This window comes from Dysosmobacter acutus (assembly GCF_018919205.1).
GTDB classification, from domain to species: Bacteria; Bacillota; Clostridia; order Oscillospirales; family Oscillospiraceae; genus Oscillibacter; species Oscillibacter acutus.
This window is the reverse complement of record NZ_JAHLQN010000001.1, coordinates 1878421-1896861: the sequence shown is the minus strand read 5'-3', so window position 1 is coordinate 1896861 and position 18441 is coordinate 1878421. Positions and strand designations below refer to the sequence as shown.

The window sequence follows — 18441 nt, the reverse complement described above, 5'->3', positions numbered from 1 at the left end:
CCACTTGCAAAAGAAAAAACCTTGAAGTTTTCACTTCAAGGTTTTTGGTGGAGATAAGCGGGATCGAACCGCTGACCTCTTGAATGCCATTCAAGCGCTCTCCCAGCTGAGCTATACCCCCAAATGTCTGTGCGTTTTTCGCGCTCAGAACAGTGATTAGTATAGCATTGGTTTCGTCCTGTGTCAACACTTTTTTCAAAATTTTTTAGCCCAGATGATCTGTGCAGACTCAGGATAAACGGTTTCAGATATGCCTGTATCCGTGTACCGGACAGCAAAGGGGCTGGTAAACATTAGCTCTTCCGGCCCCTTTCTCATCGCCTCAAATGCTTCTCTTTCACCATAAGCCCCTGCTCATAGCGATCGATCTTCTCGTTGAGCCGATCCAGTGAGGTCTGCATGTCCGCCATGCGGGAGATCAGGCGGTCCCGCTGATCCATCAGCAGCGCTTTGCGATCGTCGATAGTCTCATCTCCCTGGCGGAACAGCGCCACATATTCACTCAGCGCCTCAATCTGCACTCCGGCGGCACGCATACACTTCATCAGCTCCACCCATCCGCAGGATTCCTCGTCATAGTCCCGGACACCGCTTTTATTCCGCGGCACCGGCGGGATAAGGCCAATGCGCTCGTAGTAGCGCAGGGTATCCGCCGACAGTCCGTACCGCTTACTCACCTCGGCAATTGTCATGGGAATGCCTCCCTTTTGATATGTTTCCAGTATGTGCATAGAATCTTTATGAGCCGAAAACCGCCGACGCCTCCTTCATGTTCTCCATAGCGCTCACTCCAAAGGGGCAGCGCCGTTCGCAGGCGCCGCATCGGATGCACTCCCCGGCGGCGTGGGACAGAGCTCCATAGTGTTCACGCACCGTCTCCGGGACCGTGCCCTGGGCCCTGGCCAGATTCAGGAATTTTGTCACCGTGGCCACGTCAATGCCCTTGGGGCAGGGCGCGCAGTGACCGCAGTACATACAGTGCCCCTCCCACTTGATGCGGGGAAAAGAGGCAAACGCGGCCGCATAGTCTTTTTCCTCCTCCGAGGCTGTCTCATAGGCCAGGGATGCGCGCAGATCCTCCAGACTCCGGGCTCCGGACATCACGCAGGCCACCGCCGGACGGGTGAGGGCGTAATGGATGCACTGGGCGGGACTCAGCGCCGCCCCGGCAGGCGAGAGCTTAGCGTCCAGCAGGTCGCCTCCGCCAAAGGCCTTCATTACCGTGATCCCCACGCCCAACCGCTGGCAGGCCTCATACAGCCGTTCCCGCTCCGGATCCATATTGGTCAGCTGCTTCAAGTAGCTGTCCTCCAGCCACAGCGCTTCGCAGTTTTCATCCCCGGGCAGCAGATCATAGCAGGGGTTGACGCTGAACATCAGCACGTCGATAAGCCCGCTCTCCACCGCCGCCAGGGCGGCATCCGGATTGTGGCTGCTGACGCCGATGCAGCGGATGCGCCCGGCGGCCTTCTGCTCCAGGGCATAGCGCATCACTGGCCCTTCGGCGATCTCCTGCCACAGTTGCCGGGAGTCCACATAGTGAATCATGCCGATGTCCACGTAATCGGTATTCAGGTTATTGAGCATGGTTTCAAAGGCGCCCCGCACCTCTTCTATTTTCCGGGTGGCCTTGTACTGGCCCTCCTGCCAAATCGTGCAGAGGTGGGCCTGCAGGATAAACCGATCCCTCCGTCCGTGGATGGCCTCCCCCACCCGCCGCTGTACGTCGGGGTTGGGGCTGTATAAATCCATGCAGTTGACGCCGCTGTCCATGGCAAGGCGGAACATCTCCCGGGCAAACTCGTCATCCTGCTGCACAAAGCCTTCGCAGCCAAGAGCGATCTCGCTGACCTGGAGGCCTGTCCGGCCCAGTGTACGGTAACGCATACGTATCGGCTCCTCTCAAGCATTTTTTTCAGTATAGCGCCTAAAGTCCACTCCAAGTCAAGTCTTTTCAGCCTGTATGACCCGCTTTTTTTAAATTTTTTCATCATTTGATTCGACAGGGATTGACATGGAGCGGGCTTCATGTAATAGTTTTAATAGGTATACATCACCGATCCGTTCAATTTGCAGAAAAAGAGGTGAATTCATGCACTCTGCTCTTCTGCGCCGTATTCCCTGCGGCTTTACGCGGCAGTCAGAGTCCGCCGCGTCTTTGGCCGCTGAGGGCTGCCGGATTGCCTCTGGAAAGCGCGCGAACCGCCTGGGCTGGATTGACAGCATTCGCGGATTTACCCTGATGCAGATGATCGTCTATCACGGCCTTTGGGATCTGGTCCACCTGCACGGGGTGGAAATTGCCTGGTTTACCGGAAATGGAGGGTTTCTCTGGCAGCAGAGCATCTGCTGGACCTTTATCCTGTTGTCCGGATTTTGCTGGTCCTATGGGAGCCACCCGCTGCGGAGAGGGCTCACTGTTTTTACAGCCGGCGCAATCGTTTCACTGGCAACCGTCGTTGCGGCGCCGGACCAGGTCATTTTGTGCGGCGTGCTGACTCTGATCTCCTCCTGCATGCTCATCATGATCCCCCTGGACCGTTTGATGCGGAGGCTTCCCCCTGCCTTGGGGATCCTGCTCTGCGGGGCGCTCTTTTTGTTCACCCGCACCATTTCCTCCGGCCGCATGGGCTTCGGGCTGATCACGCTTCCTCCCAAACTCTACAGCGGCTTGCTGAGCGCCTATCTGGGCTTTCCCCCTCCCGCCTTTTATTCCACGGACTATTTCCCCCTCCTCCCCTGGATGTTTCTCTTTTTCATGGGCTATTTTTTCAGCCGATGCCTGCCCCGCCGCAGCCTGCCGTCCGATGCTTTCTCCGGATCGGCCGTCCTGCGTTTTCTGGGCCGCAATTCCCTGCCTGTCTATCTTGCGCACCAGCCTCTACTATACGCGGCGTTCTCCCTGATCTGCGATTGAGCGAAAATCCGCGCTGTGACGGTGCCGGCCGCCTTCCCCGCTCATTTTTGTGCGCGTTGGCTTTTCCATTGATTTTTTATCTGCCGCCCCTTTGGCAAGGCATTGGCTTTTGCCTTTTTCCGTGGTACAATTGCTGTATAATGGCTATTGTTCCCGGTTCCATACATATCTCCGCGGAGCTGCCGCCGCCTGGAAACTCTACAAATGAGGTGATTGCATTGCGAGCATCTGTCAAACGAATCATCGAAGAGCTGAAGGTCCTTTATCCGGATGCCCTCTGCTCTTTGGACTACCAAAAGGACTATGAGCTTCTCTTCTCCGTGCGCCTGGCCGCACAGTGCACCGACGCCCGGGTCAATCTGGTCACTCCGGCGCTTTTTGCCCGCTTTCCCACGCTGGAGAGCTTTGCCGAGGCCGACCCGGCGGAGGTGGGTGAGTACATACGCTCCTGCGGCTTTTTCAATACCAAGTCCAGGGACTTGGTGGAGTGCGCCAAGGTGCTGGTAGACAAATTCGGCGGAAAGGTGCCCGGCACCATGGAGGAGCTGACCAGTCTGCCGGGAATTGGCCGCAAAACCGCCAATTTGATCTTGGGCGACATCTACCACCAGCCCGCCTATGTGTGCGACACCCACTGCATCCGCATTACCGGGCGTCTGGGTTTGACGGACGGCAGCAAAGATCCCCTCTCCGTGGAGCGCCAGCTGCGCGTCTGCCTGCCGCCGGAGGAGTCTTCCGACTTCTGCCACCGCATGGTCCTCCACGGCCGCGCCGTGTGCACCGCCAGAAGCCCCAAGTGCGAAAGCTGCACCCTCCGCCGGGACTGCGCCTATGCCAAGGCAAAGAAATAGGCCGCTGCGGAACGCCCCGTCCTTTTCCATAAATTTGGTCCAAACAAAAAGTGTCTGCCGTGGCGGCAGACACTTTTTTTCATTTCCGGCATAGACTGTACTACAGAGAGGAGTGTTTCCATGGACAACAAGGAACTGGTTGAAAAGCTCAAGGGCAACCAGGCCGCGCTGCAGGCGCTGATGCGCTCGCGGGACGGCCAGGCACTGATGCAGCGGCTGACCCAGGCAGACGGAGGCGCGGCGCTGCAAAAGGCCGCCATGTCCGCCGCAAAAGGCAATACCTCCGACATGGTGCGGATGGTCAATCAAGTGATGCAAAGTCCGGAGGGCGCAGATCTGATCCGCAGGATCAACGAGTCTATTCCCAAGTAAAGGCGGGGTTGTGTGGCTGAATTTGAAGACAAACTGAATGCGCTGCTGAATGATCCCTCCAGCATGGCCCAGATCATGCAGCTGGCCCAGTCCTTTTCCGCCCAAAACGGGAATTCGGCCGCACCGCCGCCTCCGCCGCCCCCCGCACCTGCTGCGGCCGCGCCGCCCCCCGCGGCCGATCCTTCTCCCCTGAGCGGACTGTTGGGCGGACTGGACCCAAACCTCATCGGGAAACTGCTTCCCCTGCTGCAAAATACCGGAGGCAACAGCGAATCCGCCCAGCTGCTGTACGCGCTGCGCCCTTTCCTGAAACCGGAGCGGCAGGACAAAGTGGACCGGGCATTACAGTTGGCGCGGATGATCCACCTGGCAAAGCAGTTCTTTACCAATTGGGAGGCTTAGAGGATGTATAACCGCTATATTCGAAACGATCAGGGCAGTTATACCCGTGTGCAGGAGGAGGAACCCGCCTCCCGCCAGCCCTCTCCTCCCGGCCGGGACGAAGCGCCCCACCAGGAGACTCCGCGCCAGGGGCCGCGGGAACAGGCGCAGCAGGAGCGGCAGCAACATCACGAACCGCCGCCCCACGAAAAAGCGCCGCCCCACCAGGAGCCGCCTCATCACAGCGGGCGGGACCCCCGCTCCGGCTTCATCACCGGAGCGCTGCGCAAGCTCCTGGACCAGCTGCATCTGGACAATGTGGACACCGGGGATTTGCTGTTGCTGCTGATCCTTTTTTTTCTATTTGAAGAAGGCGCGGAAGAAGAGCTCCTGATTGCTCTGGGGCTGATGCTGATCCTGTAAAAAGGCAGCCGCTTATGAAAAGCGGCTGCCTTTTTTCTCATGCGTTGGGCGAGTGGAGCACCGTCCCGTCGGGCAGAGTGAACCGCTCTTCGGTGATGTTGGCGCTGTCCGCCGTGGGCGAACCCATCCGGTAGACCGTAGCGCCGTCCTGGAGCCATTCCGAGGCGATCAGAAGGCCCGTGTCCACCTCCACCCAATAGCGGAGCACGTATCCGTTTTCATCCGGCACAGTCTCCACATAGATGCAGTAAATATCTGAAAGGTTCCGGTAATCGGCGGCCGCGATCTCCTCCACCGGCAGAGTCAGGATGTCCTCATAGGTGGGGATGTGCTGCTCGTTGTCCGAGGAGATGTCCCCCGCTTTTCCGGTAAAATAGGAGAGCGAACTGTCGTACCAGACGTAGGTGGTCTCTCCATCGGTGATGGAGTGGCGGGTGGTGCCGCTGGGCAGGACCGCGTCCACACGGGTCCACCCTCTGCTGAGCGTCACCGTCAGCTCTGTCCTGCTGCTGCCCCCGCTCCAGATGGTCTCCGTGGTGATGGAGCGTGTATAGTCGGTGGGCCGCTCCAACGTTGCAATCACATCCTGCACCGTCTCCGGCGTCACCTCCACACGGATCAGGGTGTCCTCCTCCCCGGACGGGTCCTCCGCGGCAGAGGAGGACGCCCCGGCCTCAGGCAGCTGAAGATGGGGCGTGTTGGGCAGGCTGTTGCGAATCAGCAGCCCGCAGACCAGAAGGACAAGCAGCGCGACTGCCGCAAACAGCGGCAGGTCTTTTTTCCGGTTCACAAGTCCCTCCTTTTCGCTCCTCAGCGGTAGTCCTCCGGACGGGTCTGGCTTTTTCCAAAATACCAGAGGATCGCGTCGGCAATCCTGCGGCAGGCAAACCCGTCGCCATAGGGGTTGACGGCCCTGGCCATCCTGGCATAGGCCTCCTTGCTGCGGATGAGCTCCTCCGCCATTTGGACGATCTTCTCCCGGTCCACCCCGGCCAGCTTCACCGTCCCAGCGGCCACGGCCTCCGGCCGCTCAGTCTCCCTGCGCAGCACCAGCACGGGCTTGCCCAGGGCCGGCGCCTCCTCCTGCAGTCCGCCGGAATCCGTCAGCACCAGGTAGGACCGGGCCATCAGGTTGTGCATCTCGTCGGCGGGCAGCGGGTCGATGAGGTGGGTGCGGGGCGCTCCCCGCAGGTATTCGTCCACCGCCTGGCGCACCACCGGACTGAGGTGCACCGGATAGACCAACTCCACGTCCTCGTTCTCCTCGGCAATCTGCCGCAGGGCCAGCATGATGTTGCGCATGGGCTCACCGTAGTTTTCCCGGCGGTGGCAGGTGACCAGCAGAAGTTTCTTCTTCCCGTAGGGCAGATGGTTCAGCTCTTCGGTGGAAAAGCGGTATCCCTCCCGGACGGTGGTCTTCAGGGCGTCGATCACCGTATTGCCGGTGATGAAGATACCCGATTCCCCCACCGCCTCTTTCAGCAGGTTCTTCTTGTTGTTCACCGTGGGGCAAAAATAGAGGTCCGCGATGGAAGTCACCAGCTTGCGGTTCATTTCCTCTGGAAAGGGAGAATACTTGTCATAGGTTCGCAGCCCGGCCTCCACATGGCCCACAGGCACTTGGTGATAAAAGGCGGAGAGGGCTCCGGCGAAGGTGGTGGACGTGTCGCCGTGGACCAGGATCATATCCGGTTTCAGGGCATCGATGGCCTCGTCCATTCCCAGAAGGCATTTGCTGGTAATGGTGGACAATGTCTGGCGGGGCGTCATAATGTCCAGGTCCCAGTCGGGCTTGAGGTCAAAGACCTCCAGTACGCTGTCCAGCATCTGGCGGTGCTGTGCCGTCACGCAGCACAAGCTTTCAATCTCAGGCCTGCCGGCCAGCTCCTTGACCAGCGGCGCCATCTTGATCGCCTCCGGCCGGGTGCCGAACACGCTCATCACACGCAGCATCACTCATCCTCCTCCTTTGCGGAAGCTTCGTCCTTCTCCTCGTGTTTGCGGCCGTGCTCCTTCAGCTCCTCCATCTCCTCGTGAAGCTCCTCCTTGATCTCCTTGGGGAACACCACACGGGCGGCAGCCGCGCCCACAATGCACAGCGCCACCAAAAACACCATGGCCTTGAGCTCTCCGCTGGTGCTCAGCACCACGGCGGAAAGGCCCAGAATGCCGGAGATCACATACAGCGTGGCAACCGCCTGCTTCTGGTTTAGCCCCATGTCAATAAGGCGGTGGTGCACATGGCTGCGGTCCGCCTGCATGGGGCTCTGCCCATGGGCGATGCGGCGGATGAAGGCAAAGGCCGTGTCAAAAATGGGCAGTCCAAGGATGAGAAACGGCACGGCAAAGGAGATGATGGCGTAAAATTTGAAGAGTCCCTGAATGGACATGGTGGCCAGCAGATACCCTAAGAACGTGGCGCCGGTATCGCCCATGAACATCTTAGCCGGGTTCATGTTGTAGGGCATGAAGCCAAGGCAGGCGCCCACCAGGGCGGCCATGATGATGGCGACCTGCATGTCCGAAAGCATCAGGGCGATCACCAGCAAGGTGGTGGCGCTGATGGCGGAGACGCCGATGGCCAGGCCGTCCAGCCCGTCGATGAGGTTGACGGAGTTGGTGATGGCCACAATCCAGAGCACGGTGATGGGGATGGAAAAGCCGCCCATCTGCCAATAGGCATTGTCGCTGAACAAATTGGGATTGGATACCGCCCGGATCACCACGCCGTGGTACACCGGGATCAGGGCGGCGAAAATCTGCACCAGAAATTTAAACTTTGCAGGCAGCGGGGTGATGTCATCCACCACGCCCAGCACCACAATCACCACAGACCCTATGAGAATCCCCTGCATCTGGCGGGTGATGTCGGCAAAGAGCAGCGCGCTGAGCACAAAGCCGATGAAAATGGCCAGGCCGCCCAGCCGCGGGATGGGGACCTTGTGCATACGCCGATTGTCCTTGGGCACGTCGATGGCACCCACCCGGTAGGCGAACTTTTTCACCAGCGGAGACATCAAAAAGCTGACCACCAGCGCCACCAGCAGCGCCAGAATGACGTATGCCATGAGTTTGTTTTCAACCATTTTCCACGTCCTCTTATCGCGCGACAAAGCCGACTTTGCGGTACACTTTGGATAGGGTCCTGTCGGCAATGCGGCCGGCCTTCTCCGCGCCGGCGCGGTAGATGCCCTCAAGGTAGGCCTTGTCGTCCATCAGGCGCTGGCTCTCCTCCCGGATGGGGCGCAGCAACTCCACCACGGCCTCGCCCACAGCGGGCTTGAAGATGCCGTAGCCCTGGCCCGCAAACTCTTCCTCCGCCTGCTTCAGCGTCTTGCCGGTGGCGGCGCAGTAGATGGTCAGCAGATTGGAGATGCCGGGCTTGGCATCCTTGTCATATTTTACCGCGGTCTCGCTGTCGGTGACAGCCCGCTTGAACTTGCGCATGACCTCCTCCGGCTTGTCCATGAGGTAAACGCAGCCGTCGGGGTCGGATTTGCTCATTTTGCTGCTGGGATCGCCCAGGCTCATGATCCGGGCGCCTAACTTGGGGATGAAGGGCTCCGGAAGGGTAAAGGTCTCGCTGTACACGCCGTTGAAGCGCTGGGCAATGTCCCGGCACAGCTCCACATGCTGCTTCTGGTCCTCGCCCACGGGCACCAGGTCCGCCTGATAGAGCAGGATGTCCGCCGCCATCAGAACAGGATAGGTGAACAGCCCCGCGGTGATGTTGTCCGCGTGCTGCTTGGATTTCATCTTAAACTGGGTCATCCGGGAGAGCTCGCCGAACTGGGTGTAGCAGCCCAGCACCCAGCTCAACTCCGCGTGCTGGGGCACATGGCTCTGGATGAACATGACGTTCTTCTCCGGGTCCAGGCCGCAGGCAATGTACTGGGCCAGCTGGGCCACGCTCCGCCGCCGCAGCTCCGCCGGCACCTGGCGCACGGTGATGGCGTGCATATCCACGATGCAGTACACGCACTCGTACTCCTCCTGCAGCGCCACCCAGTTTTTAATCGCTCCCATATATGAGCCCAGGGTCAGTTCCCCGCTGGGCTGAATTCCGCTGAAAATCCGCTTTTTTCTCATTTCGCCGTCCATAACTGCAAGCACCTCGTTTTGATTGATCGCCGGAAGGCTGTCCTCCTCCCGGCCCCACGCCAGATCAGCGTCGCGTCCATAAAATGAATCCAAAATAGTATAGCACAATATAGGGGAAAGCGCAATCTATTCCGGCAGAACTCCCTCTTTAAATGACATTGAAGAATCAAACCGTCGATTTCACCGGATTGCCTTGAGTCAGGCACGGTGATATGATAGGATGGAACTGGAAAAGCGGCGTAAAGGAGTAATAAGCAGTAGTCTTCAATTGATATGAGGTGGAACGGTATGAAAAAATGGATTTTCTTACTGCCATGCACGGTATTTCCCTACTCGCTGCTGGTCGGGCTGCTATGCTTCCTCAAGGGGTTGGGAAACGTAGGTGAGGTGTTTGGCTTCCTTCCCTATCTTTTTCTCCTGTCCCTTGCCTGCAGCATTGCTTTTCTCATTCTGAGCATCTTACGGAAATGGGATTCGGAGAAGATATCCTTTTGCAATATGATGGTTAAAATCGTGCAAATCCCGGCCTATGGACTCATATTCGTCCTGGGGCTTTTGTCCTTCAGCACACTCTTTACCATGGGGCTGTCTGTTTTTTTGCTCCTATTCGACCTCCTGTCTATCCTTCTGACAGGATTGATTGGGGTTGCCGGTACGGTAAGGTGCTATGCGGAGGGAAAGATTTCCAGGCGGTTTGCCATTTGGATTGGATTGCTTCAGTTTGTATTCTGCGCCGATGTTATCAGCGCCGTGGTCCTTTTTGCAAGGGCCAAATCAGGCAGCCGCCGCGCCGGCAGGAGGGAATCCTCCTGATTGATTTCAAATCGTGAACGGAGGAACGTTGTGTATTCGGTTTTCTATATTCAGCGGCATCTCTCTACACCGTGTACACCGCTGCTGCAAAACTCATGGGGCCATCCGGCACAGCTTTCCTGGCAATCGGCCAATAAAAAGGAGCAGGCTTTCGCCTGCTCCTTTACACAGTTCTATTGGATGCTCTCATCGGGTACGCCGCACTCCAAATAGAGCGCGGTCAGCTTCACCGTCTCCGCCATACCGTCCGCATGGGTCCTCTCCATGCCGTGGGAAGCATGGACTCCGGGACCGATGAGGGCGGCCTTCATATCGCCGCCGGCATGCCAGGCCACCGCCACATCGGAGGTATAGTGGGGGTAGACATCCACGGCGTAGTCCACATCGTTGTCCTTGGCCAGACGGACCAGCCTGGAAACCAGCTCATAGTCATAGGGGCCGGCGGAGTCCTTTGCGCAGATGGACACCTGGTACTCGCTGCAGGTGAGGTCCAGGCCCACGCAGCCCATGTCCACCGCCAGGAGCTCGTCCAGATCGGCCGGGATGGTGGCCGCTCCATGGCTCACCTCCTCATAGACGGTGAAATGGAACTCCGTATCATACCTGGGTCTCATTCCGCTGTCCGACATAAGCTTTAAGAGGGTCAGCAGACAGGCCGCCGATCCCTTGTCGTCAAGAAAGCGGGATTTCAAAAATCCGCTGTCCGTCACCGTGGTCTTGGGGTCCACACAGATATAGTCCCCCACCTCGATCCCCAGCGCCTGTACGTCGGCGCTGTTTCGCACCTTTTCGTCCAACCGCACGTACATGTTCTGTTCGTCCCGGGGGCGGGTCAGCGCGTCGTCAAACACATGGGCCGCGGGAGAAAGGGAGAGGATGGTCCCGGTGTACACCCGGCCGTCCCTTGTGTAAATCCGGCAGTACTCACCATCCAAGGTCGGCAGCTGGGGCCCGCCTATTTTTGTGAACATCAGTTCTCCCTGTTCGGTGACGGCCCGGCACATGAGGCCCAGCGTGTCGATGTGGGCGCACAGGCCGATCCGCATTCCCTTCTCCCGTCCAGGCACAAGAATGATCAGGCCGCCCTTGTTGGTGCGGCGGGTCTCATAGCCCAGGCTCCTGGCGATCTCTTCCGCCTTCGCCGTCACTTGGTGGGTAAAGCCGCTTGGCGAGTCAATGGTAAGCAGCGTTTCTGCCGTATTCAGCAAAAAGTCCCTGTAATCGTTCAGTTCCATGGAATCGGTTTCCTTTCCGCAGCATTTTTTCAGCATATTCAGGTATTATACGCCCTTTGGAAAAAATCGGCAAGCATCTTGCCGAATCCTGTGCGGAGGCTTTGAAAAAGCGGGACGCTTGTGCTATTATAATGATGTATCGCCTCCGGAGCCAAGCTTTTCTTGACATTCCACTCAGCAAAAGCGATAATGTAAACTGTTCAATTTTATGAAGAAATTCCAACTATGGAGGGAACCGTTCATGCCAATCGATAAAGCCTTTTTCGACGAGATGGAGGCCCGCATTCCCAAGGGGAAGGTCCGTACCCGCTTCGCCCCCTCTCCCACTGGCTATATGCACGTGGGCAACCTGCGCACTGCGCTCTACACCTGGCTCATCGCCCGCAGTCACGGCGGCACCTTTATCCTCCGCATTGAGGACACCGACCAGGGCCGTCTGGTGGAGGGCGCTGTGGATGTGATCTACAAGACGATGGCCGAATGCGGCCTGGACCACGATGAAGGCCCCGATGTGGGCGGCCCCGTGGGCCCCTATATCCAGACGGAGCGCCGGGATCTCTATGGGAAGTACGCCGAGCTGCTGATCGAAAAAGGCGCCGCCTACCGCTGCTTCTGTAATAAAGAGGATGCGGCGGAGGTGGATGTGGCGGACGGCGTCTCCATCCACAAATACGACGGCCGCTGTTCCCGCCTGAGTGAGGAGGAGATTCAGGCCAATCTGGACGCGGGCAAGCCCTATGTCATCCGTCAGAAGATTCCAAGAGGCGGCTCCACCACCTTCCACGACGCCATTTTCGGCGATATCACCGTGGACAATGAGACACTTGACGACCAGGTGCTCATCAAGTCCGACGGACTGCCCACCTATAATTTTGCCAACGTGATCGACGACCACCTGATGGGCATCACCCATGTGGTCCGGGGCAGCGAGTACCTTTCCTCGGCTCCCAAATACAACCTGCTCTATGAGGCGTTCGGCTGGGAGATTCCGACTTATGTCCACTGCTCTCCCGTGATGCGGGACGCCCAGAACAAGATGAGCAAGCGCCACGGCGATCCCTCCTATGAGGACCTGATCGCCCGGGGCTATCTGACGGAGGCGGTACTCAACTATGTGGCGCTTCTGGGCTGGTCCCCCAAGGGGGAGCGATCTGAGCAGGAGATCTTCTCCCTCCAGGAGTTGGTGGAGGCGTTCGATATCTCCGGCATCTCCAAATCTCCTGCAATCTTTGATATTGTAAAGTTGGATCACTTTAATGCGATCTACCTTCGCAGCCTCTCTCCCAAGGACTTTTCAAAAGTGGCGGAGCCCTATATCCGCCAGAGCGTGAAGGACTCCCGCTTCGATCTTTCGGAGATCGCCGCGCTGCTCCAGGCCCGGTGTGAGCGGCTCAGCGACATCCCGGAGAAGGTGGACTTTTTCGACGCGCTTCCCGCCTACGGGAAGGAGTTTTATGTCAACAAGAAGTCCAAAACTGACGAGGCTGTCTCCGCGCGGATGTTAGAGGCGGCCATTCCGGCTCTGGAGGCCCTGCCCCAGTGGACCTCTGAGGCCATCCACGATGCCCTAACCGGTCTTGCCGCTCAGCTGGAGGTGAAAAACGCCACGCTGATGTGGCCGGTGCGCATCGCCGCCGCCGGCAAGATAGTCACACCCGGCGGAGCCGTGGAACTCTGCCACATCTTAGGTAAGGAAGAGACCCTGCGCCGTCTGAACGCCGGGATCTCCATGCTGAAATGATTGCGGAGCAATGGACATTGCTGCGCCGGCAATGGAGAGGCGGGTTTTCCTCCGCCCTGGCGCGCACCGGAATCGCCTTCCTGATTCTGACGGCCATCGGGTTTGGCGTCGGCCTGGCCTTCCCGGAGCTTTTGAACCGGGTGATGGACTTCTTCATGGGGTATCTGATGGATGGCGACATTATGAGCGAAACCGGCGCTGTTTCCGCCGGTGCCCTTCTTCGCAACAACCTGACCGCCTGCTTTTATGCCATCAGCTACGGTCTGATTCCTTTTCTTTATCTTCCGGCGGCCACATTGGGGATCAACGCGATGCTGATCGGCGCCATGGCGGCTTACTACGCCGTCAGCGGCCTTTCGCCGCTGCTGTTTCTGGCCGCGCTTTTGCCCCACGGCATCTTTGAGCTGCCCGCCCTGATGATCTCCTTCACCGCGGGGCTGGAGCTGTGCCGCCAGATCACCTGGAAGTGCCTCGGCCGGGAGGGCATCCCGCCCATACTCCAGTGTCTTTCCGACGCCGCCCGGCTCTATCTCTTTCCTGTACTGCCTCTGTTAGCCGTCGCCGCGCTGATGGAGGCGTATGTCACCCCCTATCTGACCTCGTTCTTTCTTCCAATTTGATGCCGCTTGCGGCAAAAGGAGTATTTCTATGATTCAGGACCCTGTCAATGTACCAAAGCTGTTCGGTTCCATGGTGTTCAACGAGGACGTGATGAAGCAGCGCCTCTCCCCCACCGTCTACTCTTCCTGGAAGCAATGCATTGCCGACGGCGCCCCGCTGGACCGCTCCATTGCCCACGACATCGCCAACGCCATGAAGGACTGGGCCGTGGAAAAGGGCGCCACCCACTTCACCCACTGGTTCCAGCCCATGACCGGCTACACCGCGGAAAAGCACGACAGCTTTATCACGCCGACGGAGGACGGGCACGTCATCATGGAGTTCTCCGGCAAGGAACTGGTTCGGGGTGAGTCCGACGCCTCAAGCTTCCCCTCCGGCGGGCTGCGGGCCACCTTTGAGGCAAGAGGCTACACCGCCTGGGACCCCACCTCCTTTGCCTTCATCAAGGACGGCACGCTGTACATCCCCACGGTGTTCTTCTCTTACTCCGGTCAGGCTCTGGACAAGAAGACGCCTCTGCTGCGCTCCATGGAATTGGTGAGCCGCCAGTCGGTGCGGATTCTCCGGCTTTTCGGCAACGATACGGTCAAGAAGGTCACCGCCCAGGTAGGCGCGGAGCAGGAGTATTTCCTGGTGGACGAATCCGTTTACTACAAGCGGGACGATCTGAAGCTCTGTGGCCGGACGCTGTTCGGCGCAAAGCCGCCCAAGGGACAAGAGTTGGACGACCACTACTATGGCGTGATCCGCCCCCGGGTGGCAGCCTACATGAAGGACCTGGACACGGAGCTTTGGAAGTTGGGCGTGCTCAGCAAGACCAAGCACAACGAGGTTGCGCCGGCCCAGCATGAGATGGCCCCCATCTACAACAACGCCAACGCGGCCTGCGACCACAACCAGCTGGCCATGGAGCTGATGAAGACTGTGGCGGAGCGCCACGGCCTGGTGTGCCTGCTCCACGAAAAGCCCTTTGCCGGCGTCAACGGCTCCGGCAAGCACGACAACTGGTCACTGACCACCGACACTGGGGAAAACCTCTTTAAGCCCGGCAAGACCCCCAGCCAGAACGCCCAGTTTCTGCTGTTTTTAGCCGCCTTCATCAAGGGCGTGGACGACTATCAGGAGATGCTGCGCTCCACGGTGGCCTCCGCCGGCAACGACCACCGGCTGGGCGGCAATGAGGCGCCTCCCGCCATCGTTTCCATCTTCTTAGGCGACGAGCTGGTGGAGATCATCGACTCCATCGTGGCCGGCTCCGCCTATGTTGACAAGAAGAAAAAGAACCTCCAGATCGGCGTGGATGTGCTGCCCAATATCCCGCAGGACACCACCGACCGAAACCGCACCTCTCCTCTGGCCTTCACCGGCAACAAGTTCGAGTTCCGCATGCTGGGCTCTACCCAGTCCATTGCCGGGCCAAACATCGTGATCAACACCATCATGGCTGAGGAGCTGCGCCAGTTTGCCGACCAGCTGGAGAACTCCAGGGACTTCCAGGCGGACCTTCAGAAGCTGCTGCGCAAAACCTTTAAGGACCACCAGCGCATCATTTTCAGCGGCAACGGCTACGACGAGTCCTGGGCCCGGGAAGCGGAGCGCCGGGGCCTTGCCAACCTGGTCAGCACCGCGGACTGTCTGCCGGCCTATGTCTCTCAAAAAAATGTGGACCTGTTCACCAAAAACGGTATCTTCACCAAAGATGAGATGACCGCCCGCAATGCCATCCACCTTGAGAGCTACTGCAAGGTCATCCACATCGAGGCGCTGACGCTGATCGAGATGGTGAAGCGAAACATCCTTCCCGCTGTCAGCCGCTATTCCGACGCGCTCTCCACCTCCCTGCTGCACCGAAAAGAGGCTGTCCCCACCGCCTCCTTCAAGGTGGAGGAAACCCTGATCTCCAAACTCTCCCGTCAAAACAGCGCCCTTCTGGATCTCACGCTCAGGCTTCAGAAGGCTGTGGATCAGGCCCCGGGCGAGGACGCGGGGTATGCGCAGGCGAATTATTACCACGACTCCGTGCTGTCGCTGCTCAACGAGGCCCGCACGGTCATCGACGATCTGGAGACCATGACCTCCAAAGAGTACTGGCCCTATCCCACCTACAGCGATATCCTTTTCTCCGTGTAAACAGCAAGGAGCCGTCCATAAGGACGGCTCCTTGTTTCTTTTCTCTACTGGCAGTTTTCCTGAACCTGCCCTTTCTCCCTCCGCCTGCACCAGAGGTAGTGGGACCCCATAAACAACAGGAAAATTCCGCTCAAATAGCCAAACAGCGGATAGAGCACGCTGATCAGGTCGCCGAACCCCATCAGGCTGCCCAAAGCGGCGGCGGCTCCCAAAAGCGCGGTCGTTTTTCCACGGCTCCGTTCCACAAGTGGGAACTTCTGCCTCAGCAGAGTGACCACGGCCACCAGACTGGAAAGGGACGTACCAAACATTGCCAACAGCAACAGCGCCCCATAGACATAGGCCAGCGCCGGGCTCAGCGCGGAGGCCAGTGCAAGCATGGGCAGTTCCTGAGAAATTGCCTGAGGGCAGACCCGCAGCGCCAGGATCACACTCAGGGCAATGAGCAACAGCAAACCGCAGCCCAGGGCCACCCCTCTCCACACGGTTTTCTTCTGGTCCGCGTATTTTCCAAGGGGCGCCAGGACGCCGACGGCGCCCAACACATTGTAGGAGGCAAAGGTGATGGCGGCCGTGGGCCAGTATTTCATCAAAAAGCTACCCTCAGAAACCGGGGCAAAGGCCGCCTGGGCCATCGGAAAGCGGATCAGCGCCGCGAGAGCCACCAGAACTGTGACCAGCACCAGAACCGGCACCAGGATGGAAAAGGCGGACACCAGCCCCCGCAGACCCCGAAAGGCTATCAGCACCACCGCCGCGGTCATCAAAATTCCCCCCAGCCAGGATGGGATGCCAAGCAGCTGCTGCGTCAGCGCCCCGGCGCCGGCCGACATGATGGCTGTCACACCGAATAAAAACACGCACTCAAAAAGGGACAGTGCCTTTCTCAGCCAAGGCCACTCCTTCCGGACCACCAAACGGTCCATCTCCTCGATCCCCGTCATCTGTGCAAGGCGCAGCAGCATCATGCCAAACGCGGCCAAAAGCGCCACGGCCAGCAGCAGACCCGGCACCGACATCTTGCCGAAGCTTCCAAAAAACTGCCAGAGCTCCTGTCCCGACACATAGCCGGCCCCTAAGAAACAACCCGCATAAGTCACCGCCAGCCCGGCAGCGGTCAAATTCTTCATATTCCATTTCTCACTTTCCAAAGTGATATCGCCCGCCGCAGCACCCAACATGGACTGTCTTCCAACGCGGGCGGCACCTCCGGCAAACCGCCGCCCGGCGCGGAATCTCTCCGGCTATTATAGCACAGGCGGCAAAGCCGTCAAGGTCCCTTTTTAAGATTCGTGTTGACGAACTTCGGCAGTTTTGCAAAAGGTGAATCCATATAAGGGAGTGGATGCCGCCCTCCTTTTTAACACTTCTATCCCACCCGGATAATCGGGTAATCTTTCTATCACAAAACTATTGATAAGAGCATAGGTTATGGTGTATAATAATAAATACTCTTTGCACTGCATTACATTCTTTCGGGAATGCGAGATCAACAGTACAAACTGAGCAGGCAATGAACCTTCAAGTTCATGGGGCCGGGCCGCACTAAGCGGTAGCAGGGTGTATTATGCACATCTGTGGGACAGTTGTATGTTCCATAGGTGTGCTTTTTTATTCACTTTGGAACAGTCTATCTCTAATGGGGTGCCAATAAGAGAAATCATCATTTCCGCTTATACGGACAAAGGGAGGATTCTTTTATGACAGCCAAAAAAGAAAATCAAACAACCGTAAACTCCGCGCTGCCGGCAACGGAGGAAAAACGAATTGTCCGAAAGCTGTCGCTTGTGGGTATCATTGGAAACACGGTGCTTTCAGGCTTCAAAATCATTGCCGGAATCGCCGGCCACTCCGGGGCCATGATTTCGGATGCCGTCCACTCATGCTCCGATGTGTTCGCCACCTTCATCGCCTTTTTGGGTGTGAAGCTGTCGAAAAAACCGTCGGATGATTCTCATCCATACGGCCACGAACGATTTGAATGCGTGGCCTCTTTGGTGCTTGGAGTAATCCTGTTGGGCACTGGGCTGGGTATCGGCGCAGTGGGAGCGAAAAATATTATCTCCGGCAACTATGAAACCCTATCGGTTCCCGGCGCTATCGCTCTGGCGGCGGCCGTCGTGTCCATCGTGGTAAAGGAGTCCATGTTCTGGTACACGCGGTACTATGCCAAGAAAATCAATTCCTCTGCATTTATGGCGGACGCCTGGCATCACCGTTCCGACGCGTTTTCATCCATAGGTTCTTTGCTTGGGATCGGCGGCGCTATGCTTGGCTTCCCCGTATTAGACAGTGTGGCAAGTGTGGTCATCTGCCTGTTTATCCTGAAAGTATCCTATGATATTCTAAAGGACGCCATTTCCAAAATGCTGGATACGGCCTGTGACGAGAGTTATGAGGCGGAGCTTCGGCAGTTCATTGAAAAGCAGTCGGAGGTTGTGCGCGTTGATATGCTTCGTACCCGGATGTTTGGAAACAAGATTTACATGGATTTGGAAATTGAGGTGGACGGCGACAAGCCTCTGAGGGAAAGCCATGCTGTCGCCGAACAAGTGCATGACGACGTGGAAACGGCCTTCCCAGACATCAAGCATATTATGATCCATGTAAATCCCTCTGAAGTGGAATGAGAGACTGCTATCTGACACTGCTTGACGAATGATCGCTCCCCGAAAGAGCTGCCTTTATTTTGAGGCGGCTCTTTTTGGGCGCTCCGATCGATCGTTTGGAAAATAGAGCGGTATCAACACCTGTCTTAGAAAAGGGGCCGCCAAGGTTGTGCTTGCATTTACGCCGGATTTTGCTTATAATGATTTTTATTGTTAGCTGTCCCGCAGCCGTCAATCCTCATGGGGA

18 protein-coding genes, 1 tRNA gene and 1 riboswitch are annotated in these 18441 nt (G+C 57.9%); of the genes, 10 read left to right on the top strand and 9 right to left on the bottom strand.

The window, feature by feature from the left end:
- Positions 1–45: 45 nt before the first annotated feature.
- From KQI82_RS09145 to KQI82_RS09135, 3 genes are all read right to left on the bottom strand, one after another.
- A tRNA-Ala gene (locus KQI82_RS09145) sits at positions 46–121 on the bottom strand.
- A gap of 193 nt (positions 122–314) precedes the next feature.
- Entirely contained in the window at positions 315–692 is a 378-nt protein-coding gene (locus tag KQI82_RS09140; RefSeq protein ID WP_216632477.1) for a MerR family transcriptional regulator, read from the bottom strand.
- Between the two features lie 46 nt (positions 693–738).
- A complete protein-coding gene (locus KQI82_RS09135) occupies positions 739–1887 on the bottom strand; it encodes an aldo/keto reductase (RefSeq protein ID WP_216632476.1) in 1149 nt (382 codons plus the stop codon).
- Positions 1888–2092: 205 nt separating this feature from the next.
- Between KQI82_RS09135 and KQI82_RS09130 the strand changes: the two genes are divergently transcribed.
- The 5 genes from KQI82_RS09130 to KQI82_RS09110 all read left to right on the top strand — a co-directional run bounded on the left by KQI82_RS09130 (position 2093) and on the right by KQI82_RS09110 (position 4944).
- Entirely contained in the window at positions 2093–2917 is an 825-nt protein-coding gene (locus KQI82_RS09130) for a heparan-alpha-glucosaminide N-acetyltransferase (RefSeq protein ID WP_216632475.1), read from the top strand.
- 212 nt (positions 2918–3129) lie between these two features.
- The gene (locus KQI82_RS09125; protein WP_338149004.1) at positions 3130–3768 is read left to right on the top strand and encodes an endonuclease III domain-containing protein; all 639 of its coding nucleotides are present in this window, start codon (positions 3130–3132) and stop codon (positions 3766–3768) included.
- A gap of 120 nt (positions 3769–3888) precedes the next feature.
- On the top strand, positions 3889–4140 hold the full coding sequence (locus KQI82_RS09120; protein WP_216632473.1) for a hypothetical protein: 252 nt from the start codon (positions 3889–3891) through the stop codon (positions 4138–4140).
- Between the two features lie 12 nt (positions 4141–4152).
- Complete coding sequence (locus KQI82_RS09115; RefSeq protein ID WP_216632472.1) at positions 4153–4542, top strand: hypothetical protein; 390 nt, start codon at positions 4153–4155, stop codon at positions 4540–4542.
- Positions 4543–4545: 3 nt separating this feature from the next.
- Complete coding sequence (locus tag KQI82_RS09110; protein WP_216632471.1) at positions 4546–4944, top strand: hypothetical protein; 399 nt, start codon at positions 4546–4548, stop codon at positions 4942–4944.
- Between the two features lie 37 nt (positions 4945–4981).
- Here KQI82_RS09110 and KQI82_RS09105 read toward each other — a convergent pair whose 3' ends face one another.
- Genes KQI82_RS09105 through trpS form a run of 4 tightly spaced genes read right to left on the bottom strand, consistent with a single transcriptional unit; the run spans position 4982 to position 9045 of the window.
- Positions 4982–5734: a hypothetical protein gene (locus KQI82_RS09105; protein ID WP_216632470.1), complete on the bottom strand. Its 753-nt coding sequence runs from the start codon at positions 5732–5734 to the stop codon at positions 4982–4984.
- Positions 5735–5754: 20 nt separating this feature from the next.
- Positions 5755–6897: a non-hydrolyzing UDP-N-acetylglucosamine 2-epimerase gene (gene wecB, locus KQI82_RS09100; protein ID WP_216632469.1), complete on the bottom strand. Its 1143-nt coding sequence runs from the start codon at positions 6895–6897 to the stop codon at positions 5755–5757.
- Entirely contained in the window at positions 6897–8030 is a 1134-nt protein-coding gene (locus KQI82_RS09095) for a glycosyltransferase family 4 protein (RefSeq protein WP_216632468.1), read from the bottom strand. The genes wecB and KQI82_RS09095 overlap by 1 nt, the downstream gene beginning before the upstream one ends.
- 13 nt (positions 8031–8043) lie before the next feature.
- On the bottom strand, positions 8044–9045 hold the full coding sequence (gene trpS, locus KQI82_RS09090) for a tryptophan--tRNA ligase (RefSeq protein ID WP_216633679.1): 1002 nt from the start codon (positions 9043–9045) through the stop codon (positions 8044–8046).
- A gap of 288 nt (positions 9046–9333) precedes the next feature.
- Here trpS and KQI82_RS09085 point away from each other — a divergent pair, with 288 nt between their 5' ends.
- Positions 9334–9858 carry a hypothetical protein gene (locus KQI82_RS09085; protein WP_216632467.1) on the top strand — a complete coding sequence of 175 codons (525 nt, stop codon included), beginning with the start codon at positions 9334–9336 and terminating at the stop codon, positions 9856–9858.
- Positions 9859–10031: 173 nt separating this feature from the next.
- Here KQI82_RS09085 and KQI82_RS09080 read toward each other — a convergent pair whose 3' ends face one another.
- Positions 10032–11093 carry a M42 family metallopeptidase gene (locus tag KQI82_RS09080; protein WP_216632466.1) on the bottom strand — a complete coding sequence of 354 codons (1062 nt, stop codon included), beginning with the start codon at positions 11091–11093 and terminating at the stop codon, positions 10032–10034.
- 241 nt (positions 11094–11334) lie between these two features.
- Between KQI82_RS09080 and gltX the strand changes: the two genes are divergently transcribed.
- Genes gltX through KQI82_RS09065 form a run of 3 tightly spaced genes read left to right on the top strand, consistent with a single transcriptional unit; the run spans position 11335 to position 15585 of the window.
- Positions 11335–12834: a glutamate--tRNA ligase gene (gene gltX, locus KQI82_RS09075; RefSeq protein WP_216632465.1), complete on the top strand. Its 1500-nt coding sequence runs from the start codon at positions 11335–11337 to the stop codon at positions 12832–12834.
- Positions 12831–13454, top strand: a complete 624-nt coding sequence (locus KQI82_RS09070) for a stage II sporulation protein M (RefSeq protein ID WP_216632464.1) — start codon at positions 12831–12833, stop codon at positions 13452–13454. The genes gltX and KQI82_RS09070 overlap by 4 nt, the downstream gene beginning before the upstream one ends.
- Before the next feature lie 28 nt (positions 13455–13482).
- Entirely contained in the window at positions 13483–15585 is a 2103-nt protein-coding gene (locus tag KQI82_RS09065) for a glutamine synthetase III family protein (RefSeq protein WP_216632463.1), read from the top strand.
- A 44-nt stretch (positions 15586–15629) separates the two neighbouring features.
- Here the strand turns inward: KQI82_RS09065 and KQI82_RS09060 are convergent, their stop codons facing one another.
- Entirely contained in the window at positions 15630–16715 is a 1086-nt protein-coding gene (locus KQI82_RS09060; RefSeq protein WP_216632462.1) for a YkvI family membrane protein, read from the bottom strand.
- 362 nt (positions 16716–17077) lie between these two features.
- A riboswitch (NiCo riboswitch) is annotated at positions 17078–17173 on the top strand.
- A gap of 112 nt (positions 17174–17285) precedes the next feature.
- Between KQI82_RS09060 and KQI82_RS09055 the strand changes: the two genes are divergently transcribed.
- Positions 17286–18215: a cation diffusion facilitator family transporter gene (locus tag KQI82_RS09055; RefSeq protein WP_216632461.1), complete on the top strand. Its 930-nt coding sequence runs from the start codon at positions 17286–17288 to the stop codon at positions 18213–18215.
- Positions 18216–18441 lie beyond the last annotated feature (226 nt).